Annotated in this window: 21 protein-coding genes; 16 read left to right on the top strand and 5 right to left on the bottom strand. The window is 33.2% G+C overall.

Features of this window, described 5'->3' with window-relative positions; genetic code table 11:
- Nucleotides 1-44: 44 nt before the first annotated feature.
- Nucleotides 45-719, bottom strand: coding sequence for a metallophosphoesterase family protein (locus QYS49_RS17385; protein ID WP_308349167.1), 675 nt, complete (start codon nt 717-719; stop codon nt 45-47).
- A 755-nt stretch (nt 720-1,474) separates the two neighbouring features.
- Between QYS49_RS17385 and QYS49_RS17380 the strand changes: the two genes are divergently transcribed.
- The 4 genes from QYS49_RS17380 to QYS49_RS17365 all read left to right on the top strand — a co-directional run bounded on the left by QYS49_RS17380 (nt 1,475) and on the right by QYS49_RS17365 (nt 5,751).
- Nucleotides 1,475-3,160, top strand: a complete 1,686-nt coding sequence (locus tag QYS49_RS17380) for a tetratricopeptide repeat protein (protein WP_308349165.1) — start codon at nt 1,475-1,477, stop codon at nt 3,158-3,160.
- Between the two features lie 49 nt (nt 3,161-3,209).
- Nucleotides 3,210-4,127 carry a hypothetical protein gene (locus QYS49_RS17375; protein WP_308349164.1) on the top strand — a complete coding sequence of 306 codons (918 nt, stop codon included), beginning with the start codon at nt 3,210-3,212 and terminating at the stop codon, nt 4,125-4,127.
- Between the two features lie 247 nt (nt 4,128-4,374).
- Nucleotides 4,375-5,376, top strand: coding sequence for an NAD(P)/FAD-dependent oxidoreductase (locus QYS49_RS17370; RefSeq protein ID WP_308349162.1), 1,002 nt, complete (start codon nt 4,375-4,377; stop codon nt 5,374-5,376).
- 48 nt (nt 5,377-5,424) lie between these two features.
- Entirely contained in the window at nt 5,425-5,751 is a 327-nt protein-coding gene (locus QYS49_RS17365; protein ID WP_308349160.1) for a 2Fe-2S iron-sulfur cluster-binding protein, read from the top strand.
- Between the two features lie 284 nt (nt 5,752-6,035).
- Here QYS49_RS17365 and QYS49_RS17360 read toward each other — a convergent pair whose 3' ends face one another.
- Both QYS49_RS17360 and QYS49_RS17355 read right to left on the bottom strand, forming a co-directional pair.
- Nucleotides 6,036-8,123 carry a tetratricopeptide repeat-containing sensor histidine kinase gene (locus QYS49_RS17360; RefSeq protein WP_308349157.1) on the bottom strand — a complete coding sequence of 696 codons (2,088 nt, stop codon included), beginning with the start codon at nt 8,121-8,123 and terminating at the stop codon, nt 6,036-6,038.
- Between the two features lie 628 nt (nt 8,124-8,751).
- The gene (locus QYS49_RS17355; protein WP_308349155.1) at nt 8,752-10,839 is read right to left on the bottom strand and encodes an alpha-ketoacid dehydrogenase subunit alpha/beta; all 2,088 of its coding nucleotides are present in this window, start codon (nt 10,837-10,839) and stop codon (nt 8,752-8,754) included.
- Between the two features lie 377 nt (nt 10,840-11,216).
- Here QYS49_RS17355 and QYS49_RS17350 point away from each other — a divergent pair, with 377 nt between their 5' ends.
- Both QYS49_RS17350 and QYS49_RS17345 read left to right on the top strand, forming a co-directional pair.
- The gene (locus tag QYS49_RS17350; RefSeq protein WP_308349153.1) at nt 11,217-12,356 is read left to right on the top strand and encodes a hypothetical protein; all 1,140 of its coding nucleotides are present in this window, start codon (nt 11,217-11,219) and stop codon (nt 12,354-12,356) included.
- Between the two features lie 207 nt (nt 12,357-12,563).
- On the top strand, nt 12,564-13,901 hold the full coding sequence (locus QYS49_RS17345; protein WP_308349151.1) for a PhoH family protein: 1,338 nt from the start codon (nt 12,564-12,566) through the stop codon (nt 13,899-13,901).
- A 169-nt stretch (nt 13,902-14,070) separates the two neighbouring features.
- Here QYS49_RS17345 and QYS49_RS17340 read toward each other — a convergent pair whose 3' ends face one another.
- A complete protein-coding gene (locus tag QYS49_RS17340) occupies nt 14,071-14,958 on the bottom strand; it encodes a transglutaminase-like domain-containing protein (RefSeq protein ID WP_308349150.1) in 888 nt (295 codons plus the stop codon).
- Nucleotides 14,959-15,191: 233 nt separating this feature from the next.
- Here QYS49_RS17340 and QYS49_RS17335 point away from each other — a divergent pair, with 233 nt between their 5' ends.
- From QYS49_RS17335 to QYS49_RS17310, 6 genes are all read left to right on the top strand, one after another.
- On the top strand, nt 15,192-15,530 hold the full coding sequence (locus QYS49_RS17335) for an arsenosugar biosynthesis-associated peroxidase-like protein (protein ID WP_296618212.1): 339 nt from the start codon (nt 15,192-15,194) through the stop codon (nt 15,528-15,530).
- Between the two features lie 4 nt (nt 15,531-15,534).
- Nucleotides 15,535-16,590 carry an arsenosugar biosynthesis radical SAM (seleno)protein ArsS gene (gene arsS / locus QYS49_RS17330; protein WP_308349149.1) on the top strand — a complete coding sequence of 352 codons (1,056 nt, stop codon included), beginning with the start codon at nt 15,535-15,537 and terminating at the stop codon, nt 16,588-16,590.
- A 318-nt stretch (nt 16,591-16,908) separates the two neighbouring features.
- The gene (locus tag QYS49_RS17325; protein ID WP_308349147.1) at nt 16,909-17,985 is read left to right on the top strand and encodes a fatty acid desaturase family protein; all 1,077 of its coding nucleotides are present in this window, start codon (nt 16,909-16,911) and stop codon (nt 17,983-17,985) included.
- A 173-nt stretch (nt 17,986-18,158) separates the two neighbouring features.
- Entirely contained in the window at nt 18,159-19,004 is an 846-nt protein-coding gene (locus QYS49_RS17320; protein ID WP_308349146.1) for a hypothetical protein, read from the top strand.
- Nucleotides 19,001-19,681, top strand: a complete 681-nt coding sequence (locus QYS49_RS17315; RefSeq protein WP_308349145.1) for an ATP-binding cassette domain-containing protein — start codon at nt 19,001-19,003, stop codon at nt 19,679-19,681. The genes QYS49_RS17320 and QYS49_RS17315 overlap by 4 nt, the downstream gene beginning before the upstream one ends.
- A gap of 83 nt (nt 19,682-19,764) precedes the next feature.
- Nucleotides 19,765-20,139 carry a carboxypeptidase regulatory-like domain-containing protein gene (locus QYS49_RS17310; protein ID WP_308349142.1) on the top strand — a complete coding sequence of 125 codons (375 nt, stop codon included), beginning with the start codon at nt 19,765-19,767 and terminating at the stop codon, nt 20,137-20,139.
- Between the two features lie 79 nt (nt 20,140-20,218).
- Here QYS49_RS17310 and QYS49_RS17305 read toward each other — a convergent pair whose 3' ends face one another.
- Nucleotides 20,219-20,803 (bottom strand): acyl carrier protein phosphodiesterase, encoded by a 585-nt coding sequence (locus tag QYS49_RS17305; RefSeq protein WP_308349140.1) that lies wholly within the window; start codon nt 20,801-20,803, stop codon nt 20,219-20,221.
- Nucleotides 20,804-20,882: 79 nt separating this feature from the next.
- On the opposite strand from QYS49_RS17305, the gene QYS49_RS17300 reads away from it, so the two are divergent.
- The 4 genes from QYS49_RS17300 (at nt 20,883) to QYS49_RS17285 (ending at nt 24,918) form a co-directional block, all read left to right on the top strand.
- Nucleotides 20,883-21,323 (top strand): hypothetical protein, encoded by a 441-nt coding sequence (locus tag QYS49_RS17300; RefSeq protein WP_308349139.1) that lies wholly within the window; start codon nt 20,883-20,885, stop codon nt 21,321-21,323.
- Nucleotides 21,324-21,368: 45 nt separating this feature from the next.
- Nucleotides 21,369-22,649 carry a metal-dependent hydrolase family protein gene (locus QYS49_RS17295; RefSeq protein WP_308349137.1) on the top strand — a complete coding sequence of 427 codons (1,281 nt, stop codon included), beginning with the start codon at nt 21,369-21,371 and terminating at the stop codon, nt 22,647-22,649.
- A 573-nt stretch (nt 22,650-23,222) separates the two neighbouring features.
- Nucleotides 23,223-24,299, top strand: coding sequence for a M42 family metallopeptidase (locus tag QYS49_RS17290; RefSeq protein WP_308349135.1), 1,077 nt, complete (start codon nt 23,223-23,225; stop codon nt 24,297-24,299).
- Nucleotides 24,300-24,399: 100 nt separating this feature from the next.
- Nucleotides 24,400-24,918 (top strand): YfiR family protein, encoded by a 519-nt coding sequence (locus QYS49_RS17285; protein WP_308349133.1) that lies wholly within the window; start codon nt 24,400-24,402, stop codon nt 24,916-24,918.
- Nucleotides 24,919-25,080 lie beyond the last annotated feature (162 nt).

The raw sequence follows: 25,080 nt of genomic DNA, 5'->3' as shown, positions 1-25,080 counted from the left end.
ATCTGTTTATGAGATTATTGTATTCAGTCATTCAGACTACATAATTATAGATTCTTTAATTCTCTATTGGGTTCAAAATAAAGATCTTTAGTATCCAGATTAAAACAACACAGACTCCCTAAGCCAGGCTGATCCGTTTTAAAGCAACCATTATCTATTGCCAATACCTGACTTTGTAAAATATCATCTCTCATACTTAGAATATCCTGCTTTTCTACGGATTTATGACCATGAATAATTATTTTATCTCCTAATCGCTCGTAGTCGATGTCCTCATACCAAAAGTTTATCCAATACATGTTTCGATTATCCGTTAAAAGATGCTTTTGTTTGAAATCCAAACCGGCATGCACCAATATATAATTTCCTGAGATATGGTAAGGCTTGAGATTGAGGAACCAATCTGTATATTTTTTTGGGATCTCCCTTAAATTACTAATGCCAAAACTCTTTAATGTTTCAGGCTCTCCACTAGCTTCATCATCGTAAAGAATTGAATCAAAAATCATATCCTCGTGATTTCCTTTTATGCAGTGAATATTATATTGATCAGTTTCCAATTGCATCACAAGATCTACCACTTCTTTACTGTAACTGCCTCTATTTATGTAATCCCCTAATAAAATCAATTCATCACTTTTATTTAAACCGATGGTATTAAGCAACTCTTTAAAGGTGTAGTAACATCCATGTATGTCACTTATTGCGAATCTCGTCATTCATTATATTTTTCTTAAGTATATGCCAATACAGATTTTATTTATTTTTAAACGGCTATAAATATTTACTGTTTTTTAATTTATTGGTTAGTGAAATTTTTTTGATGTGTTTAAACATAGATTGTAATAGGTAGTCCTTTATTCGATTCGTAATATTTTAAATCACATGATCGAAAAAGTATATGCTTAGATTTTGAGAATGATTTTGAAGAAGATTCTACTTTTTACGGGGCTTCATTATGTTTCCTAAATATTACAAACATACGCTCATTTGTCAAGTCAAAAATTCCCCTTAATCACGGGAATTTTTCTTATGTTTCTTCACTAAAATTGAAAGGAGTTAATTGAAAATTGGTGTATTTTGTTATAATAATAGGTTTGCTTATGTTTAATTTCCTAAAGAATATCCCCCATTTTATGGTATAATGTCTTGCTACATTATTACGATATTTATGAAAAATAAAGTTTGGCTAAAGAATTATTCTAAATCAAGCATATAATAGTGAAAAAATTATTTTTTATTGTATTAATTATAATTATAATCTTTCATTTTTTCACATTTTTTGGATAAAATGTATCCTATCCGTTAGATGATGAACTAAAGTCAGGGAAATTTCAGGTGTTTAAAAACAACAAACTAACCCCTGAAATTTTATTTTAGTACTTTTTAGATAATTGAGAATGTAATCAATATGATCATTCATAATAAGAGGATTTTTTTGATTTTTTTCGCATTTTTAGCAAAAAAATGAATCATGCGTATTTTTCTATCTATACTATTCATTTTCAATCTTCAATGTATTCAGGGACAAACTTATCAATCCCATTTTCAGGAAGCCTCTACAGCTTATAAAGCAAATGACTATTCTCAAATGCTGGTGGAAATTAAAAAAGCCCATGCACTGAGACCCCAGCATCAAACACTTATTTATTATTTAGCTAAGGCATATTCTCTGAATAGTAATATTGATTCAGCTAATTACTGGTTGAGAGAAGTGGTCAGTATTGACGCTAAAAATTATGATATTCAAAGTGATGATTTTGAGATTCTAAAAAATACGCAAGCTTACAAAAATACTATCACCTACCAGACTGAAATGCTTAAACCCATTATTAGTTCAGATACGGTAATTGTGATTCCCGATGAAGAGCTTCACATAGAAGATGTGGCTTATAACCTTTATGCCAAGAGCTATTTGTTGAGCAGTATTAATAATCGCAATATCTACTCATTTAAAGAAGGAGAAATAAAACCGTTTTTTGAAAATCCATTTCCATTAGCCATTACTGGAATGGGAGTTCAGGACACTATTCTTTGGTTTACAGGGGCAGGTTTTTCACAGGCAGGATTAGATGAAAATGATCCTAATTTTGAAACCTCCAAATTGTATAAAGCGGATTTGAAGAAAGGTATTGTATTAGATAGTTTCTCAGTTGAAGATAGTGAAACGAATGTTTTTGGAGATGTGATTTTATCTGAAAACGGTATAGTTTTAGTTTCTGACAGTAAGACCAATACAATTTACAGACTTGAGAATGGTAAATTAATAGAGTGGATCAGCTCTGATGAAATCCTTTCCTTACAGGGAGTAGCACAGTTAGGGGAAATGATATTTTTAGCTGATTATGTTCAAGGATTATTTGTATATGATACTGTGCAGAACAGCATCCGAAAATTAAATACTTTACCTGATTTAGCTTTAAAAGGAATAGACGGGTTATATGCCTATAAAAATGGATTAATTGCCATTCAAAATGGAGTGACACCACATCGTATTACCCATTTACAGTTCGATGAAAAATATACTAAAGTTAAAAGCTTTAATTGCTTGGAGAAAAATCATCCTGCCATGGGAGAGCCTACTTTGGGCTATATTCAAAACGATTCATTGTTTTATATAGCTACTAGTTTTTGGGGATTAAATGAGAATGGAAAAGTTAAGAATGAGAAAAGGATTAAACCAGTTATTCTAAGATTGCCTTTAGCTAATTCTTCTAATCCAAAAGCTGAAAATCAATATTGCAATTCTGAAAATCACCGTGCCTTTGATTTTTGGTTGGGCAATTGGGAAGTTTATAATAAAAAGGGGGATCATATCGGCACAAACAATGTTCACCTCATCCAAAATGGATGTGGGATTCAGGAAAATTGGACTTCCAAAGGGGGAGGGACAGGAATAAGCAATAATTTTTATGATGTGAAAACGGAGAAATGGTATCAAAGCTGGATTTCCAGCTCAGGAAATGCATTAATGATGAGTGGAGGTTTTTCAGAAGGCAAAATGCAAATGCAATCGGAACCACTCAATGGAAAAATAGACAGGATCACATGGATTCCGCAGGAGGATGGGAGTGTGCTTCAAATTTGGGAAATATCTACTGATAATGGCAAAACATGGAAAGAGGCTTTTTGGGGTAGATATGTTAGAAATAGAGAATAATTTTATAGAAATTAACATGAAATTGGAGAAACATTTTAATCTGAGGATCATGAAATATTTTTTAATTATATTATTATTCAGCAGCTTAAATCTATTCTCCCAACAGCAGCCTGATTTGGATTTCCCTATCAATATTGAGAATCCTCAATATAATGGAGATGAAACCGCCTTGATAGGAATTGATGCCTCGCATAATAATATGCATACCCTTAAGACTAATTTTGTTCCTTTTGCAAAGTTGATGGAAGCTGATGGCTATCAACCTATTTCCATAGAAGAAATCACGGAGGAGGCACTAGATTCCATCAATATTTTTGTGATAGCCAATGCTTTAAATAGTTCTAATATACGTAATTGGAGACGCCCAATTGCCAATGCATTTACGAAAAGTGAAATCAAAATAATTGAAAAGTGGGTGAAAGATGGAGGTAGTTTGCTGGTGATAGCTGACCATATGCCATTTGCAGGTGCCACAAATGAATTAGCCAAGAAGTTTGGGTTTACCTATGAAGATGGATTTGTGATGAAAGAGGGGGAAAGTTGGCCCCCCGATACTTACTCTAAGAAAGCAGGTAATCTGTTTGATACACCCATCACAAAAAATATTGACTCATTAGCAGCTTTCACAGGTTCGGCTTTAATACCACCTGAAGATGCTATCATCATTGCTAAATTTCCCCAGACCCATAAGCTTTTAATTCCAGAAATTGCATGGCAATTTGAGGAAAATACTATTGAAAAATCTATTGAAAATGTGGTAATGGGAGCAATTAAGAACCATGGTAATGGAAAAGTGGCCTTCTTCACTGAAGCTGCAATGTTTACGGCCCAAATCGTTCAAGAAAAGCATAAAGTAGGCTTTAATTCTCCTGCTGCACCTCAAAATATTCAATTCGTTTTAAATACTATTCATTGGTTGGATAATGGTAGATTGATAAATAGAGAGGATTATCAAACAGAAGAATAATGAGTTACTAGAAACTCATGGGTTTATATTTTCTATATTTAGAGGGGTTCCCAAGGAGTAGATGACGAAATAGTAGAGTTTACCAACGCTATTTTAAATATTGAGACAAACTTTATTCAATCTGCACAATTTACACCTCTCAAATTAACTAAATAAGATATTTTTCAATTTAGTTAGTAAAACAACTATTTTTATACGAACTTTGTCACTGAATTGAAGTTATACCTTTAATAACTTACGAAAAACAATGATACAAACTGACATTTGCATTATCGGAGCAGGGCCTGTAGGTCAATTTGCAGTATTTGAAGCAGGATTATTGAAGTTACGTTGCCATTTGGTAGACGCCCTTCCACAAGTAGGAGGACAGCTTTCAGAAATCTATCCGCAAAAACCTATCTATGATATTCCGGGTTACCCGACTATCAAAGCACAGGAATTAGTTGATAATTTGACAGAACAAATAAAGCCTTTCAATCCAACTTATACTTTAGGTGAAAGATTGGATGCTGTAGAGAAAACAGCAACTGGTTTTAATTTAAGGACCTCTGATGGTACTGAAATAGACTGTAAAGTTGTAGTGATTGCAGGTGGATTAGGTTGTTTTGAGCCTCGTAAACCACCTTTGAAGGAGATTGCTAATTTTGAAGGAAAGGGTGTTTCTTATATGGTGAAAGATCCTGAGCTATTCAGAGATAAAAATGTAATCTTAGCAGGTGGGGGAGACTCTGCTTTAGATTGGACAATTGAACTTTCTAAAATTGCTAAGAAAATCACGTTAGTTCATAGAAATGAGACTTTCCGTGGAGCACCTGATTCTGCTGATAAAGTGTTTGAATTAGCTAAAGAAGGTAAAATTAATCTTTTATTGAAAAGCAATCTGGAGTCTATTTCTGGTAACGGAAAATTGAATTCTGTTAAGATAAAAGGAGCGGATAAATCCGAAATGGAAATTGAAGCGGATTACTTAATTCCACTATTTGGTTTAAGTCCTAAATTAGGGCCTATTGCCGATTGGGGATTGAGTATTCATAAAAATCAGATTGAAGTAAACACCACTGACTATTCTACAAATGTTCCTGGTATTTATGCAATTGGAGATATTAATACTTACCCAGGCAAATTGAAATTGATTTTGTGTGGATTCCATGAGGCTGCTCTAATGGCACAATCTGCTTTTAAACATATTTATCCGGAAAAGCATTTAAGTTTCAAATATACTACTGTAAACGGTATTGAATCTTTCTAATTAATTTATATTTGTGGCTTGTTAATTAAAATCCGCAAGCATTAAATTATGAGTGATATTAAAATAAAAGTGCAAGATTATTCTGGCGATGTGCAAGAATTAGAAGCTCCAACTGATATGGGCTTAAGCCTAATGGAGTTTTTGAAAGCCAATGAATATCCAATTTTAGCCACTTGTGGTGGAATGGCTTTATGTGCTACCTGCCATGTAATAGTAGAAGATGGAATGGATTTACTCAATGATCCTGGTGATCAAGAAATGGATCAATTAGATTTATTACCTAATGCAGAATTTAATAGTCGCTTAGCTTGCCAATTAAGACTAAATCCTGATATGGATGGCATGATGGTTCGCCTTGCGGCAGATGAAGAATAAATAAGTTTAGATTTCTTATATAGAGAGCACTTGCAGCAATGTGAGTGCTTTTTTTTTATAGCAGTAGTAAGTTTTAGGTCATAAGTTTTAAGTCATAAGTACAACTGTAGAAGCTAACTTTCTCAATTAATTTGATATTTGCTTTCATATAAATTGACTTTTAGTGGTCTACCTATATAAGGGATGTACATGTACACACTAATCATCCATCATCCCACAACCGCCCCCCTTCCAATCTAAAAGAAGCGATCAATTTATTGCGAGACTTCGAGCTTTCAGCCTTGTCAATACTCCAACAAATCCGCTTTCTTTTTGTGAAACTTTAATCTATTCGGTACTGTGACTTTCCCCCAAATTTTAAAACCTACAAAAAAACTTGCACCCTTACCATGCTCACTTTCACACCAAATTTCACCATCCATACTATTAACAAATTTTTTAACTATGGATAAACCTAAACCTGTGGATGATTCATTAGCTGTAGGAACGTTACTTAATTTTTGATACTTTCTGAATAATTTCTTTTTATCGTTATCACTTAAACCTGGCCCTTCATCTTTTACTTCACAAAGTGCTTTATTTTTATGGTTAGTTACGTTGATATAGATGTTTTTTCCTTTTGGTGAAAATTTAATAGCATTTGAAAGTAGATTTTCAAGTACTTGAATGAGATAACTTTCGTCTGCTTTTATCATTACATCTTCAATAATGGAAGGATGTAATTGAATTTGCTTTCGCATTGCTTCCGCATCAAACCTATTTATTGTGCTGTGAACTACATCAGAAAAATTTATCTTCTCTAGTTTTATATTAAGTTTTTTTGATTCAATTGCTTCTACGTCTAATATTTTTTCAATCATATTACTAAGGCGAATTGTACTTTCATTTATCATTTTAAGAAATTCTGCTGCTCTATTCTCAGGGGGAAGTGGAGGTAATTTAATCAATCCTATTATTCCTCTGATGTTGTTAAGTGGGCTCTTAAGGTCATGAGAAACTATATTGATTAAGTCATTTTTTTCAATATTTAAAGTACTCAATTCCTGGTTTTTTTGAATTATTTCATCCCTCTGTTTACTGATTTTAAAATTTTTAATTTTCAGAGCCTTACCTAGTTTTTTCTGTGTTTTATAAAACCAAAAAACTACTATAGCGATTAAAAGGATAAAAATTGCCACTGCAATAAAAAAGTTGAGCTGAAATGATTTCTTCGCTAGCTGTATATCTTTGCTAGCTAATTTTCTTGCTGTTTCTTCTTCTTTTATTTCAAGTTGAATGCCTTCAATACTTCTTGCCGAATTTTCATCAAATTGTTTTTCCCTTAATTCTATATAACGTGATTGGTAAATTAAGGCGCTATCCAAAAGGTCTTGTTGTGTAAAAAGCGCTTTATATAGTTTGAAATTATCTAAAAGCTGATCTTGAATACCTGCGTCTTTAGCTATATTTTGACTAATATTAAGGTAATACATTGCTGAATCTATCTTTCCGCTGCTTGCAGACATTTTGCTTAAGTAGTAATAAATTTCGGATATACCCTTCAATTCTTTTATTTTGACCCGCAGAATTAAGGACTTTTTGAACTCATTAATAGCTTTATCTATATCCCCTAAGTGATAATAAGTTTGGGCTAATCCACTATATGCTGTGGCTTCCCAGTTTTTATTGGAAACTTTCTCTGCTATTTCAATTGATTTCTTGAAAAAGCTTTCTGCTTCTTGGTATTTATCTTGCTCCAAATTTAAGAATCCTAGGTTGTTTGAAGTATATAGAATTGTGTGCTTGTTTTTTGTATTTTTCCCAAGTTCCATTGCCTGGTTAAAGTATTTGCTAGCTTTACTGAAATTCTTTAATTTTAGATACACCTGACCAATATTATTTAGTGTGTATCCTAATCCATATTTTTCCTTAATTCTACTATAAATATTTAAGGCTCTTAGGAGGTTTTCCGTTGCTTCTGAATAATTACCTAGGTTATAATAATTGTAGCCTAAATTATTTAGATTAGTAGTTATAAGTAGGGAATCTTTAATTTGTAAAGCCAAATTAAGTGCTTTTCGGGTGTTAATTAGGCTTAATTCATATTCACCCTGATAAGTATGAACCCCGCCCATCAGTCTTAAAGATATAGATTGAAGTCGAATATCTTCCAACTCTGTGGATATGTTTATGGCTTGTTTTGCGTATTGTTTTGCACTGTCAGGATATTCAAACCAAAGATCTAAAATTAGGGAATGAAGCACTTCAACTTTATCTTTGGTTTTTAAATGTGGTAATAATGATTGCAGGCTGTCTGTATTAGAGTTCTCAGAGAAACCTATACTATGACAGCAAAATAAAGCAATTGTATAATAAAGTATTAATCTTCGCATTATTATTAATAATTTATAGTTTCTCGCACCATATGCAAGGGATAAACACTAGTTTTTCATTTACACTTTTTCCAATTATTTATATGGAATCTAATTATTAATTTCACAAATATTTATTATCTGGTGCTGATTATCAATCTCGATAGTTATCGTGATAAATCCCCCTTATATAATTATCTAATCGGATTTATTTAAAAATACTCAATTAAATACTAAAATTTCTATCATCTTGAATTAAAGAAGATATTATATAATTATAATAAGTTGATAAAATGTAAGAATAGTAGCTGTTTAACTATATTTTTATTAGTGGAGATTTTAAAAAACTGATCTCAACTTTATAATTATTATAAAAGGGGGGATAGAAATGAAAATAAATTCGATAAAAATAAAAAAGGAAGTATTTAACCTCCTTTCTTACTTTTGATTAATAATTTAAAAGATTAGCAATCTCTTGCCCTTCTAGTACGCATAGACTAGCAAAACGCATGCAGTTTGCCACAAGACCCTTTCTTATCATTATAGATGCAAGAATCAAGACTTTATACTTCAGTTATTCATTTCATGGGTACTTCCTGACCTGCGGTACTGGCCTAATCTATCATCCATTACCCTACTTCCAACTATATCAATATGTTAATAAAGCTTCGATCTCCTGTTCCACCTTCTCAGCACTTGGTAACATCGCTTTTTCCCATTCCACATTTAAACCAATTGCAGGTAAATTCAAGGCTCCATAAGATTTAACGGGCGCATCTAAATATTCGAAGCAATGCTGATTTAGCCTCCCAGCTAAAGATTCAGCAAAAGAATTCATTAATGGCTCTTCAGTTAATACTAGCGCTCTTCCGTGTTTTTCTACGCTGCTTTTCACAGTTTCCCAGTCAAGTGGGTTCAGAGTTCTTAAATCTACAATCTCTACTTGTCCGTTATATTTTTTTGAAGCTGCTTTAGCCCAATAAATTCCCATTCCATAAGTGATAATGGTCATGCTTTCGCCATTATCAATTTTTTCCTGATCTGCTTCCTGTTCTATTCTAGCTTTGCCTAAAGGAATAATGTATTCGTCATCCGGCTCATGGTTTTTAGCTCCATCTGTGCCAGGAACTTTAGACCAATATAAACCTTTGTGCTCTAACATTACTACTGGATTTGGATCATGAAAAGCTGCTTTCATTAAGCCTTTCATATCTGCAGCATTAGAAGGATAAACTACTTTGATTCCTCTGATGGTTAGTAATGTAGATTCTACAGAACCCGAATGATAGGGGCCACCGCCACCATAAGCACCAATCGGAACTCTAATCAAAGATTGTATAGGGAATTTGCCATATGATAAATAGCAGGATTTTGAAAGTTCTTCTACCAGCTGATTCATGCCTGGCCATATATAATCTGCAAATTGGATTTCCACAATTGGTTTGGTACCAACTGCCGACATTCCTGCTGTACTTCCAATGATATAGGCTTCCTGAATTGGCGTATTAAATACTCGCCCATCTCCGTATTTCTTGGCTAAGTTGGCTGCTTCACGGAATACTCCACCTAAAGTTCCGCCCACATCCTGTCCGTAGAAAAGGGCTTCAGGATTATTCTGTAGAATATTATCCACAGCATGTAGAGCGGCATCTACCATCACTGATTTTTCTGCACCTTTAGGCTTTCGTTGTCCTTTTTCTTCAGTTATTGGCGTTTCTGCAAATTCGTGTAATAAAACTTCACTTGGGTCAACCTCTTCTGCATCTAAAGCTTTTTCATAAGCGTCATTAGCATTTTTTATAGCTTCTTGTTCTAATTTATTTAATTCTTCTTTAGAGAAATTATTATTCAATAAATATTGGTGGAATTTTGGGATTGGGTCTCCTAATGCATGTAATTCCAAATCATCTTCTCCTCTATACCATTCTTTTCTTACGCCAGAAGTATGGTGACCTAAGAGTGGACAATTGGCATGCAATAAAACAGGTCCTTTACGATTTCTGACATGTTTTATGGCTTCTCCCATTTTTGAGTAAGAGTCTTCAAAATCAGTTCCATTTGCCTGCATTCTTTTCAAGCCTTTGAAACCAGCTGCATATTCATAGGCATCCATGGCCCGCATCTCTTTGCCTGTTGCAGAAATTCCCCAGTCATTATCCTGAACCAAATAAATGATGGGTAAATTTTTCAACACTGCCATTTGGAAAGCTTCTGCTACTTCACCTTCTGTAACAGAACCATCTCCTAAAGAGCAAACAACCACGGGTTTCTCACCCTCAATCCCTAAGCCATGTTCCTCTTTGAATTTCAGACCGTGCGCCATTCCCGTTGCAGGAATCACTTGCATACCTGTTGCAGAACTTTGATGTGGAATAGTGGGCATTCCTTCTCTTTTTAAGGAAGGGTGATTGTAATAAGAACGACCTCCTGAGAATGGATCATCCTTTTTGGCCATCAGCTGAAGCATCAATTCATAAGGCTCCATTCCAATGCCAAGCAAAATACTTTCATCTCTATAATAAGGTGCCAGAAAATCAATGGGTTTCAATTGCATAGAAGCGGCAAGCTGAATAGCTTCATGTCCGCGGGAAGTACTATGCACATATTTTGAGGCAATGGCCTTATTTTCATCGTAAATTTCCGCCATTCGCTTTGCGGTATGCATTAAGCGATATGCCTTTTCTAAAATTTCGTTTGAAATATTCGTTTTATTTTTCTTAGCCGTCTTAACACTCATGCTCTAATCTCTTTTTCGTTTCCAGAAGTCAAAAATAAGGAATTCTTTGTTTTTCCTACCGATTGTTAGGCAGTTATTTTGATATACGGTTTGAAGTTTAGTTTGGGTACCTGTTTTCCTTCATATTTCATTTTTACAACTAGATGATTGGGTTTTAAAATTGATTCTACTATTTTTAAATCGTGTTTGTGTTTGTATGCATTTCAAAAAGTGAGTGCATTTTATGGGTGTATGGATATTGAGCTTTCCGCAATTTCTAATTAGCGAAACCAATTTCTATTTTAAATTTCGGTCTTAAACCGGGCTGATATTTCTTTGCATTTACTTGAATATGTAGAAGCACAGGCGCATTATGTTTTACCATCAACAGATAAATTATGCGCTACATTTTACTAATTAGTTTTCTACTCTTGCCACTTTTCAACCTAAAAACACTCGCACAAAAATTAGTGCGCCATAAAGTCCAGCTGGGTATCAGTTCAGGGGCTGATAATTCGCAACATAGCCACTATATTTTATCCAATTTCTCCTTACATTTTCTGTCAGGTTATGCTGGTGCAATTCAAGGTTTTCAAATCAGTGGAATAAGTAATAGATCTTTTTTCTATACCAATGGACTACAATTATCGGCATTTTCCAATGTGACAGGGAATCTGGCTTTCCGACCTGAAAAACAAGTGGACTTTGAGTTTAGAGGATTGCAGATTGGTGCTTTACTCAATAAAATAGAAGGGGATGGGAAAGGATTGCAAATTGGAACTTTCAATAGGGTAAGCAAAACTTTTGAGGGAGCTCAACTTGGATTATTAAATGCTATTCAGCGTGGTGCCTTGGGTATGCAAATCGGTGGGATCCTGAATTATGCACCGAAGATAAATTCCATGGCGCAAATTGGCTTATTTAATTATTCTTTTGATGCGGGTTTAATGTATGAAAAAGGTTTCTTCTTTATGCGAGACCATTTTCAACTAGGTTTGATGAATATTACCCATAAAAATCATGGTTGGCAGATCGGATTAATTAATCTTAGTAAAGAAAATAAAGGTATTCCGGTTGGATTGATTAATACCAATACCAGTCACGGAGAAGGGAATTTAGCCGCTAATGAGATTATGAATACTTACCTTACTATTTCCAATGGCAGTAAATATTTACTTAATCGATTAATTTTAGGGTATAACTACAGTTGGAATAAAAATATCAACTGGACCGCAGGTTATGGTTTGGAACTGAAATATTACAAAAACAAAAAATATAATTCTGTGTCCTTATCACATGATTTATTATATCTGATGCAGAGAAATGAGAAATGGACAGAAGGTTTACCGACCAGCAGAATTTCTTTGAATTTTAGCTATGATATCTTTAAAAAAATTGTTCCACCATTAACAGCTGGAGTTTCTTATAATATTGGATATTTCTCCAATGAAAAAGCGCAACTGGATTTACCTTTAATCATGAAAGCTACTGCAAATAGAACCCATTGGATTGGTTTTGATTTTGGGTTTAAGTTGTGAAAATCACGTAATGAGTCTATCAAGATTATTTTTTAAAAATATATAGAAGTCCTTATCTTTTTACATTACCAAATCATTAATTTCATTTTTACAGTCAATTGATTATCTGTTGTTTATATATTTTTTAAATATTTACCAGCTGATTTTTAGTTTACAATCCCGATAATTTTTTAAATTGATTTCAAAATCATATCAACTTTAAACTATATGGCGAAGGCTAAGAAAGAAAAGAAAGTATTTGTACTCGATACCTCAGTTATAATATATTCCCACGACTCCATTATGAACTTTGCAGAACATGATGTTGCTATTCCGATCACGGTATTAGAGGAATTGGATCAGTTCAAAAAAGGGAATGACACCAAGAATTTTGAGGCAAGAGAGTTTATCAGAATGATTGATAAATTAGCTGATGGTCGTTCTCTCAGTGAATGGATTCCTTTAAATGGAAAATCTAAAGGGGTGTTTAAGGTCTTGATGCCTAGTTCAAATTCAATAGAAACAGATCAAATTTTTCTAGAGGATATCCCTGATCATAAAATCTTGGGCAGTGCAGTCCAACTTCAAAAGGAGTTGAAAGATAAGACTGTCATTTTAGTCACTAAAGACATTAATCTAAGATTAAAAGCCAAGAGCTGTGGACTACGTTCTGAAGATTATCAGACTGGTAAGGTGAAGAATGTGAGTGATTTACATTCTGGTAAACAAAAGTTAGAGACTGTAACTGCAGAAACTATCAATAAACTTTATGATACTTACCATTGCGATGTAGCGGATATCATGGGCAAGAAAAAGCCCATGAACAATACTTTTTATATCCTTAAAAGCAATAAAAACTCGGCTTTAGGTTTTTATAATGCTATTACTAATCAAATAGATAAAGTGGATAAAAAATCTGCTTATGGTATTATGCCCAAAAATGCAGAACAAGCTTTTGCTATTCATGCATTGCTTAATCCTGAAATTAAATTAATGACTTTACAAGGTGTGGCCGGAACAGGTAAAACACTAATCGCACTGGCATCGGCTTTGGAACAGCGTAAAGATTTTAAACAGATATTTTTAGCTAGACCTATCGTTCCATTATCCAATAAAGATATTGGCTATCTTCCAGGAGATATAAAATCAAAATTGAATCCTTACATGGAACCGCTTTGGGATAATTTGAAATACATTCAACATCAATTTCAAGAGCACGAAAGAGAGTTTTTGAACATTACGGATATGGTCAATAAGGAAAAACTAACCATTCAACCTTTGGCCTACATAAGAGGAAGGAGTCTATCCAATATTTATTTTATAGTAGATGAAGCCCAAAACCTCACGCCTCACGAGGTGAAAACCATCATCACTAGAGCAGGGGAGAACACCAAGATTGTTTTCACTGGAGATGTAAACCAAATTGATACACCCTATTTAGATTCTCAATCCAATGGTTTAAGTTATCTGATTGACAGGGTAAAAGGTCATGAATTATATGCACATGTGACCCTTGAAAAAGGAGAAAGGTCTGAATTGGCTAATTTGGCGAATGATGTGTTGTAAATGATTTAGAAAATGGTTGGCAAACCCGTTTTCACGACCATATCATCAGAACAAAAGAAGAATATTTTAGGATAAAATATTATATCCGCAATAATCCTAAAAATTGGAAGAGGATAGGTTTCATTGAATTTAAAACCAAGTGATTCTTATGCGGAAACAATCTGGGCTACTATAGTTCTGGATAAAAATCTTTTAATGAATGCGTATAATAAGATGTGTTAAGCCTGAATATTTTTTGAAAGTAAGCAGGCTTTTTAGCGCCTTTTGGATACAGTGTCAGACTTTTTTTATTACCAATTATTCTGTCCCAAATTCCAATTCCTCCTTGATTTAGGCTAGTTGTAAAATAATACAAATAAGGACCAACCCAATCTATGTAATCTTCTTTAGTAGTAGTTTTATTAGGGGTTATAAGGGTAAAATCAAGATTATTTTTAATTCTATATTGAAGTTCAACCGCATTTAAAGGAACTCCTTCTAAGGTAGGTATTACTCCGAATTGAGGATCAAAATACATCCACTTTTTAATGTCTTCAATATAAACCTCATTAACAACATGACCTCCGCCAGATTTTACTTCGCTAATATCTTTTGTCATTAAGCCAAGTCCTCGAACCTTAAAACCTAGTGAGGATAGGCATTGCTTGGCTACTGTGCTATATTCTACACATCGAAATCTTTCACCCTTTTCAGCTTGCTCTAAAATGTAAAGTGCGTTATTTTGTTCTGGTGTATTGCAGCAGTCATGCTTCCACCTGCTTTGTACCCAGCTTTGGATGGTTAATATCTTGTCAAAATCAGTTTCAACATCTTTTATTAAGCTGTCAAGTTTATACTGTTGCCTTAATTTCGTGTAGAAGGAATCAGTAGCATAATTAGGATAAGTGATTTCATAATTATCAGTATGAGTGGAGTCAAATGATAGATGATCTATGCTTTTATCTCTTGATTCTTTTCCTAATGGAATGAGTCCACCTAGGCTAGGAGACATGTAAAATGAAAAAAGTATAAAGGCAATGAAAATCGCCAACAGAATTTTTAAACTAATTTTGAGCATTTCAGTTGAAAATATAATTCTCTCAATTGTGTGTTGAAATAAATTGATAAAAATATAATATTAAATGAAAATTAACTAATTATATCTTTATTCTATTTCAAAAGAATTAATCTTGATAAATCTATTTAATCTACTTTAGTCGTATATCAGACAAATATAATTTTAACTGAGTTTTAGCTTTGATATTAAAAGCTATACCTTTTACCAAACAATTATAATTTAAAACAAGAGCTATGAGCAAAAAGACCTATTACAATGCAGAGGATCTAAATAAATTTGGAAATATAAGTGAATTTTCTCCTGAATTAGGGAAGAAATTTTTCGATTATTATGGGGAAGTTTTCAAAGAAGGTGAACTTACGGAAAGAGAAAAAGCTTTAATAGCATTAGCGGTTTCGCATACTGTGCAATGTCCTTATTGTATAGATGCTTATACATCTGGTTCATTAGAAAAGGGAGCTACAGAAGGACAAATGATGGAAGCAGTTCATATTGCTGCAGCAATCCGTGGTGGTGCATCTCTCGTACATGGAGTACAAATGATGAATAAAACTAAAGAACTTTTAATGTAATTTTATGACTTTAGCTACCCTTAAGAGAAGACAACATTTACTATCTTATGCTAAAAAGCAACTTGATTTCCTTAATCAACCAAAAGAAAGTGGAGAGCAATTTACTTCTTTCGAAAGCAAGTTAAATCAAACTGGTTTAGATCCTCTGAAGCCTACAAAAATTGATATTTTTCAAGTTAATGTGGGCTATATGTGCAATTTAACTTGTGGGCATTGTCATGTAGATGCAGGTCCTGATAGAAAGGAGATCATGACTAGGGAGACTATGCAGGAATGTATTAATTCAATTAAAGATACTGATATTTCTACGGTGGATTTAACGGGTGGTGCTCCTGAAATGAATCCAGATTTCAGATGGTTTGTGGAGGAGTTAAGTAAAATCAATAAGAGAGTAATTGTTCGATCTAATCTTACCATCATTTTAGCAAATCCTAAGTATAATGATTTACCCGAGTTCTTTGCTAAACATAAGGTAGAGGTAGTTTGCTCAATGCCACACTTCACTCGTTTGAGAACAGATTCTCAAAGAGGAGATGGTGTTTTTGATAAATCCATCACATGTTTAAAAATGTTGAACGAAGTGGGCTATGGTAAAGAGGGGACAGGCTTGATGTTGCATTTGGTTCACAATCCAAGTGGAGCTTTTATGCCGGGTAGTCAAGAGTCATTACAGAAAGAATTTAAAAAGAAATTATTTGATGCTTTTGGAATAATTTTCAATGATTTATACGCCATAACAAATTTACCCATAAGCCGATATCTTGATTACCTTATCAATAGTGGTAACTACGAGAATTATATGCAAAAACTAATTGATAGCTATAATCCAGATGCCGCTGCTAATGTGATGTGTAGAAATACTATTTCAATAAGTTGGGATGGTTATTTATATGATTGCGATTTCAATCAGATGCTGGAAATGAAATTGAAAGATGAAAATCTTCAACACATTAGAAATTTTGATTTAGAAGCATTAGAAGCAAGAGAGATTTTAGTTAACCAACATTGCTATGGTTGCACTGCAGGAAGTGGATCAAGCTGTGGAGGTGCTACTTCTTAAAATTATTACACAAAGCGATATTAATCCCATTCAAATTTAGTTGGATGGGATTTTTCATGTTAATTTTAATAATTGATGTTATCTTTTCATGATTACCGCTACATTATTTTATAGGAACATCATTAAAATTTTATCGCAAAAGTTTCGTGCTTGTTTAATTATTGTGGAGGATTCAAAAGAAAATACTTAACAAATCGATTTATTTTTCCACATTCATCGAATTAATTCCCAAAATTTATGAGTACTTATGAATAACTTCTAAATTTATGAACGAAACAACTGATTTGCTCGTTGAACGAATTAAGATTAAATTAAATTATGCAAGAAGTATCAGCAACAAAAATCACTGACAACAACTTTTTCCCAACGCTGAAAAAGAGGGTTGACGCCTATTTCAAACAAAACGATTTGAAAACATGGGGAAACAGCAAACTTTACACAAAAGCCACTATTTTATTGGCTTCTTTTGCTATCCTTTATTCAGCACTAGTATTTGTGAGTATGCCAATCTGGCTTTCTATCACTTTGTGTGCAATATTCGGATTGAATTTGGCTGCAATTGGATTTAACGTTATGCATGATGGGGCTCATGGAAGTTTCTCAAATAACAAGCACGTAAATTATATGATGGGACTAACCTTAAACCTTATGGGTGGGGTGGTTTTCATTTGGAAAAATAAACATAATAAAAATCACCATTCTTTTACAAATATTGAAGGAATGGATGATGATATAAATATAGGCCCTTTTATTAGAGTTTCTACTCACCAAAAGAGAAGATGGTATCATAAATTTCAGCATGTTTATGCTTATCCTTTATATGCTACCTCTTATGCGTTTTGGGTTTTCTTTCAAGATTTTAAGAAGTATTTTACTAGAAAAGTAGCTAATACTGAATTAGCTAAAATGAGTGCGAAAGAGCATATTATCTTTTGGGCTACTAAGTTAGCTTACATTGGTACTTTCTTCGTATTGCCAATATTAATGAAAGGCGTTTTAGCTACCATTTTAGGTTACCTGATAGTAGCTGTTGTAACAGGATGGACGATTGGAGTAGTATTCCAATTAGCTCACGTGGTTGAGTCTACAGATTTTCATGATGCTCCTGTAGAAGGAGAGAAAATCATCCCTACTGAATGGGCTATTCACCAGATCAGAACTACTGCCAATTTTGGTACAAAAAGCAAAGTTTTAAACTGGTATACCGGTGGATTGAACTTCCAGGTTGAGCACCACTTATTCCCAAGAATAAGTCATGTTCATTACCCAGCTATTAATAAATTAGTTAAAGAAACTTGTGAGCAATTCAATATCGCATATAATGAATTCCCATCAATGATGGCTGCAATGGGATCTCATACAAGACATTTAAAATTAATTGGGCGTACAGCTTAATTTTTTAAATCATTAAATTAAAAGCAACAGATCGTAAGGTTTGTTGCTTTTTTTGTTTTAATATCATTGTGATACTGTAGGACTATATTGGAAAAAAATCAGTGAAATATTATTTTCAGATACAATGGAATATCATTAATCGACATATTAAAGATGTTGGTTTAAATATATTTTTGGCTTGGATAATAGCTATAATTACATTTATTGGGCTTTCTATAGTTTTATTTAATCAGTATAAATATGCTGAATACTTATATCCTATCTTTCCTATTTTTTTTTCTTTTAGGTTAGCAGATTTTAAAAGGAAGGAATTTTTAAAGATTTGTTATGGAGATCGAAAGTTTTACCTCATTAGATTTTTGGAGAATTTACTTCTGTCAATTCCTTTCCTTATATGCTTGATCATATATCAACATTATGAAATTGCAATCTCTTTATTTTTAGTGGTTACTGGTTTTGTATTTACTCAATGGAGGTCAGGATTTCACTTTATTATACCTACCCCGTTTCAAAAGTATCCTTTTGAATTCGTTGTTGGTTTTCGTAAAACTTTTTTAATGATTGCGATAATTTTTGCTTTAACAATTATCGCTATAAAGGTGGATAATTTTTATCTAGGACTGTTCTCAATAATTTTAGGTTTTTTGACCTCAATGAGTTACTATTCATTTATAGAAGATCCATTTTATGTATGGTCTCATATAGAAAAGCCTAGAGGATTCTTACTCAAGAAAATACAACACATTTTAATCTTCAATAGTCTTCTCTATTTACCTCAAACCATTGCGCTATCCTTTTTCTTTTATGAAAACATCTATCAAATTTTGATTTTATATGGTATAGGTAATTTTTTCCTAGTATACATTGTTTTTATAAAATACGCTGCCTTTCCAAATAAAATAGGGCTGAAAGAAAGCATTATATTAGCGGTCACAATTTATTTTCCTCCATTAATATTCATAACACTACCGTATTTTTATTTTCAATCGCTAAGAAGTTTAAGTAAAGTTTTAAAATGATAAAAGTTCGTAATCTTTCTAAATCATATGGCTCCAATAAGGTTTTGGATGACATAAATCTAGAATTAAGTAAAGGAAAAATTTATGGTGTTGTAGGTGAAAATGGAAGTGGTAAAACCACACTGTTTAAATGTATTGCAGGATTAGAAGAATATTCTGGAAGTATTAAATCAGAATTTGAGCCATTGAAAAATCATTTAGGGATTTTATTAACTGAGCCTTATTTTATGTCTAAGCTGACAGCCAGAGAATATGTTATGTTGATGTGCAATGCTAGAGGTAGAAGCTACAAAGAAATTGATGAGAAGAACATTTTCGATCTTCCTTTGGATAGATATGCTTCTCAGTATTCAACTGGAATGAAGAAGAAATTAGCTATGTTCACCATTCTACTGCAAGGAAATGCTTTCTTCATTTTGGATGAGCCTTATAATGGAGTTGATATTCAAAGTAATTTCATAATTACTGAACTGATCAAAACACTTAGAGGGTTGGGAAAAACAATTCTAATTTCATCTCATATTATTTCAAGTCTAACTGAAATATGTGATGATATATTTTTATTGAAAGAGGGGCAAATGAATCAAAGTTTCAGTAAAGAGAATTTTAAATTTCTTGAAATAGAAATGCAAAATGATAACATTGCTGATAAAATCAATTTATTGGGATTGATATAATTCAATTTTTGTAAGCATGATTTTAAAGTCATAAATAACAATTTCGCAGTCTAAAACGTATTAGATTCCAAACAATAATAACTATGAGAAAATTAACATTTGCATTAAGTTTATTAGTCGTATCGGCATTTATGTTTTTTCAGTTTACACCTAAAACTGAAGATGCACAATTTTTAAAAACCAATTTACGAATTGTAATTCAGGATGATTTGGGGAATATTCAAGAAGGAGCAACAGTAACCCTTTACGATAATAAAGATGATTACCGAAAAAGCGAAAACCCTGTAGCTGATCCTCAAGTAACTGACAAAAAAGGGAGAGTGACTTTTAAAGATTTAGAAGCTAAAGTATATCATGTTCATGCTGAAAAAGGCAAAATGAACAATAATAACTTAGGTGTTCAAACGGATACACTCGAAGCTAAGAAATTAAATAAAGTGGCGATTGTGATTCAATAGACTATTTATATCTAAACCTGTCAGGCTTTATATTTATTTAGGCCTGACAGTTTTTCTTATCAGAAGTACATCTAAGCATTTATATCTTCTCTTTAAAAGCATCACAAAATGCTTTCAACTCAGGGAAAAACTCCTGAAATTCCTTCTCAAATTCTTTGTGGTACTTTTTTAATTCCACCACAGATTCATCCATTTTGGAATTAAAACTGGATCGGTTTGCCATTCCATGCATCACCCTATCTATTCCATCAAAAAATTGATAATTAAATAGCCAATCATGTTTTATCATAAAAGGAAGCATGTGAACAACCTTTTTTGGTAAAATGCTTATATGATTTTCCAGCATTTTATATTGTTTGTCAACATAATGTCTTAAATCTTCAGAATGGTAGTCTTTCCAATTTCTAGCTAAAAAGTGATCATAGTAAATATCCGCAATCACACCTGCATAATGTCCATATTTTGGTCTTAATCTGTCTTTGCTTTCTTGTACTACAGGATGATGGTCAGTGAACTCATCAATTGCCCAATGCATTCTTATACCTTGATTGATGGCTTCACTGTAATGTTCCATGTCAGAAGCTTTCACGAAATCACCTATGAAATTCCCTATTTTTAATTCATCAGAATTGCCTGAAAGATATATATGAGCCAAAAAGTTCATGACTTTCAATATAAGGTAATTAGATGGATTTTTCCGCAACAAATTGTATATTGCTCATTAATGTTAAGAATTTTTAACAATGAAATTTGAGCTCGAATTGACTACAGAGAAAATATATTCCCACCTTATTCATTTATACCAGCTTGCAAAAATTGACAATCGATTTGTAAAAGAAGAAAAAAGATATCTCTATGCTTTAGGTAGAAAAAATGGTGTAGCGGAAAAAGAGGTGGATGAAATTATAAATGAGGCCTCAGAAGTTGATTTTCATGAACCGGAAACCATAAAAGAAAAGGTAGTTTTCCTTTATGAGTACATTCAAATGATGTTGGTGGATAATAAGCTGGATGAGCGAGAAGCTCAAATGTGCGCCATTATAGCGGAACGTATGGACTTGGATAGGGGATTGGTTGGAAGTATGACCAATTCAATTGTAACGGCTAAAGATGAAAATAGAGCGCCAGAATTAAGCAATAAAGAACTTGAATTATACATCAGTAATCCCGATGATTTACTTTAACATTTTATAGTTATAATCATACTCACAATTAAAATCAAATCTTATATGAAACAGCTATTACTAATTATTACCGTGATTTTTTTGAGCTTTGGTGTAAATGCTCAAACTACCTATTTACATTGTGGTAAATTAATTGATGTTGAGAAATCAAAGGTCTTAACAAAAATGACCATTATAGTGGATGGTGATAAAATCCAATCCATTGAAAAAGGATATTCAGATGTTCCAGAAGGAGTAGAAGCTATTGATTTGAAGTCCAAAACAGTAATGCCTGGTTTATTTGATATGCATGTGCATTTGGAAAGTGAAACTTCTAAAGATGGTTACATCAAAAGATTCACTTTAAATGACGCAGATATTGCTTTTCAATCGACCGTTTATGCTAAGAAAACTTTAATGGCTGGCTTTACATCAGTTCGCGATTTGGGTGGGAGTGGAGTGAATAGCAGTTTGAGAGATGCTATAAACAAAGGATATGTAGATGGGCCTACTATTTATTCTGCCGGAAAATCTATTGCTACCACTGGCGGCCATGCTGATCCGACTAACGGCTATAAAGATGATCTGATGGGTAATCCTGGGCCTTCTGAAGGAGTAGTAAATAGCCCTGAGGAAGCTAGACAAGCAGTTCGTCAAAGATATAAAAATGGAGCGGATGTCATAAAAATCACCGCTACGGGTGGTGTGCTAAGTATGGCAAAAAACGGTCAGAACCCTCAATTTTTTGAAGATGAATTGAAAGCCATAGTTGAAACTGCCAATGATTATGGTATGCTAACCGCAGCCCATGCTCATGGAGACGAAGGTATGCAACGCGCTATCAGAGCAGGTATTAAAACCATTGAACATGGGACTTTGATGTCAGAAGAAACTATGGAGCTAATGAAAGAATATGATGCTTATTATGTTCCTACCATTACAGCAGGTAAAAGTGTTGCAGAATTAGCGGAAATTGAAGGGTATTATCCTGAAGTGGTGGTTCCAAAAGCAAAAGCCATTGGTCCTAAAATTCAAGATACTTTTGGAAAAGCTTATAAAAAAGGAGTCAATATTGCTTTTGGTACTGATGCAGGTGTATTCAAGCATGGTGAAAACGGAAAGGAATTTGGTTATATGGTTGAAGCAGGAATGAAACCGATGGAATCAATCATTTCGGCTACTGTAACTCCAGCAAAGCTATTAAAGGTCTATGACAAATTTGGATCATTATCAGCGGGTAAAATGGCTGATATTATTGCAGTCAGCGATGACCCTACAGAAAATATCAAGACAATGGAGTCCGTTAATTTCGTCATGAAAAAGGGTAAAGTTTATAAAAATCTATAAACTTGATTAATATAGCTTGAAGCCCTCAGTTTTTTTAAAGCTTGAGGGCTTTTTTTGAGTTTCTATTTAAATAATTGTCGACTGCATATGACAACTTCCAACCAATTTTGTCAACTGAAGAAGATAATCCACCATAAAATTATTATTTCTTGCACTGTACAAAACCGAACATTTGACTGTTCGATTTTAATAATTATTCAACGATAAAAACTACCAAATTGGCTGTTAATAGCTTTTTGAAGCATTGGCACATCAATTGAATCATGGTTTTAAAATAACTATTTAAAGTCATGATAAAATTCTTACTTTGGTGTATCCTTTTAGTCATTTGTTGGCCGTTGGCAATCATAGCACTTTTCCTTTATCCATTTATCTGGTTGGTATTATTGCCATTTAGATTATTGGGCTTTGCAATTGGCTTATCCTTTGCTTCTATAGGCGCAATTTTTCTATTGCCCTTTCTGATAGCAGGCAGGAATTAAAAGTCAATTTCTCAGATTTTCTCGGTATTGGGTAACATTTTGCTAGTTGCAACGCTTATCTTAGCATAGTTTAATAACTTAAAATTCAATTATGGATAAGATAGCAGAGGATTTTCTTTTCAAATATTTAAATAATGCAGCACCAACCGGTTTTGAGACCAGCGGACAAAAGCTATGGTTGGAATATATTAAACCTTATACCGATGAATTCATACAGGATAATTATGGCACAGTAGCGGCTATAATTAATAAAGACGCTCCTTATAAAGTAGTGATAGAAGCTCATGCTGATGAAATTTCTTGGTTTGTGAATTATATTTCCGATGATGGATATATCTATGTTGTCCGAAATGGAGGTTCAGATCACCAAATTGCACCCTCAAAAAGGGTTAATATTCATACTGATAAAGGAATTGTTAAAGGAGTTTTCGGATGGCCTGCTATTCATGTTAGGAATAAGGAAAATGACATTAAGCCTGAATTGAAAAACATTTTCATAGATGTAGGTGCGGATAATAAAGAAGAAGTGGAGAAAATGGGAATCCATGTTGGCTGTGTCATCACCTTTGATGATGAATTGATGTATCTGAAGGATAAAGATTATATAGTAGGCAGAGCATTAGACAACAGAATGGGCGGATTTATGATTGCAGAAGTGGCTCGTAAAATCCATGAAAATAAAGATAAAATTCCGTTTGCTCTTTATATTGTAAATTCTGTTCAAGAAGAAGTTGGCTTAAAAGGGGCTCAAATGATAGCGCAACAAATCAAACCTGATGTAGCAGTTATTACGGATGTTTGCCATGATACGCATTCCCCTCTTTACAATAAAATTGAAAGCGGTGATCAAAAGTCCGGAAAAGGACCAGTTTTGACTTATGGTCCAGCAGTACAAAATAATTTATTGAAAATGCTGATAGAACTGGCTGAAAAAGGAAATATTCCATTCCAAAGATCAGCAGCAAGCCGGGCGACTGGTACAGATACGGATGCTTTTGCATACAGTAACGAGGGCGTTCCATCAGCTTTAGTATCACTTCCGCTCAAGTACATGCATACCACTGTAGAAATGGTACACAGCAAGGATGTACAATCGGTTATTGATTTATTACACGCATTCGTTGTTAACCTTAAAGACAAGCATAATTTTAGATACAAACTATCTTAATTTCATTAAATATTACTTCTGAAAGCTATTAGTACTTTTTCGATTTACTGATAAAGATCGTTCTTCTACCTTTGTAGTGTAAATTATCAATAAATATATAATGAAAAGAATCAGTAGAGTATTATTAGTTATTGCAATAATGGTTTTTGGTTTTAACCTTAAATCGGGCGATAGACCTATGCATGAAATCCATTCTATGCTCATGTTTAATTTTATTAAATATGTAGAATGGCCAACTGATGCTAAAGCAGGCAATTTTGTTATTGCAGTGGTGGGTGATGAGGATGTGGCATCAACAATCCAAAACTTTTACACTAATAGGACTGTCAAAGGTCAAACCGTTAAAGTTGTAAATGTAGATGATGTGAGTGCCGTTAATAACGCGCATGTTCTTTACATATCAAGTAATAAAAGTAGAGAGTTTGACGAGGCCAAGGAAAAATTTGCAGGAAAATCAACTCTTATGATTACTGATAAAAGTGGTCTTGGCAAAAAAGGAAGTTGTATCAATTTCCAAGAGATTAACGGTAAATTGAAATTTGAAATTAATCAAGCATCTATAAAAGGAAATAACTTGAAAGTTTCAACTCAATTATCCAGCATGGGAATTTTGATTTAATAAAATATAGTGATTTAGTTTAGTTTTTTTACCCTAGCTGGAGATTATCGTAATCTTTATGCTAGGGTTTTTTAATTAAAATTAAAATATTAGTAGTATTAATTGTATTTATTTGTTCTTTTACTGTCAAAATATATATTATTCCTTATAAAAATATAATAT

The organism is Marivirga salinae (assembly GCF_030503855.1).
Classification (GTDB): Bacteria; Bacteroidota; Bacteroidia; order Cytophagales; family Cyclobacteriaceae; genus Marivirga; species Marivirga salinarum.
Note: the sequence above shows the minus strand (reverse complement) of the source record. Positions and strands in the feature narration are given on the sequence as shown.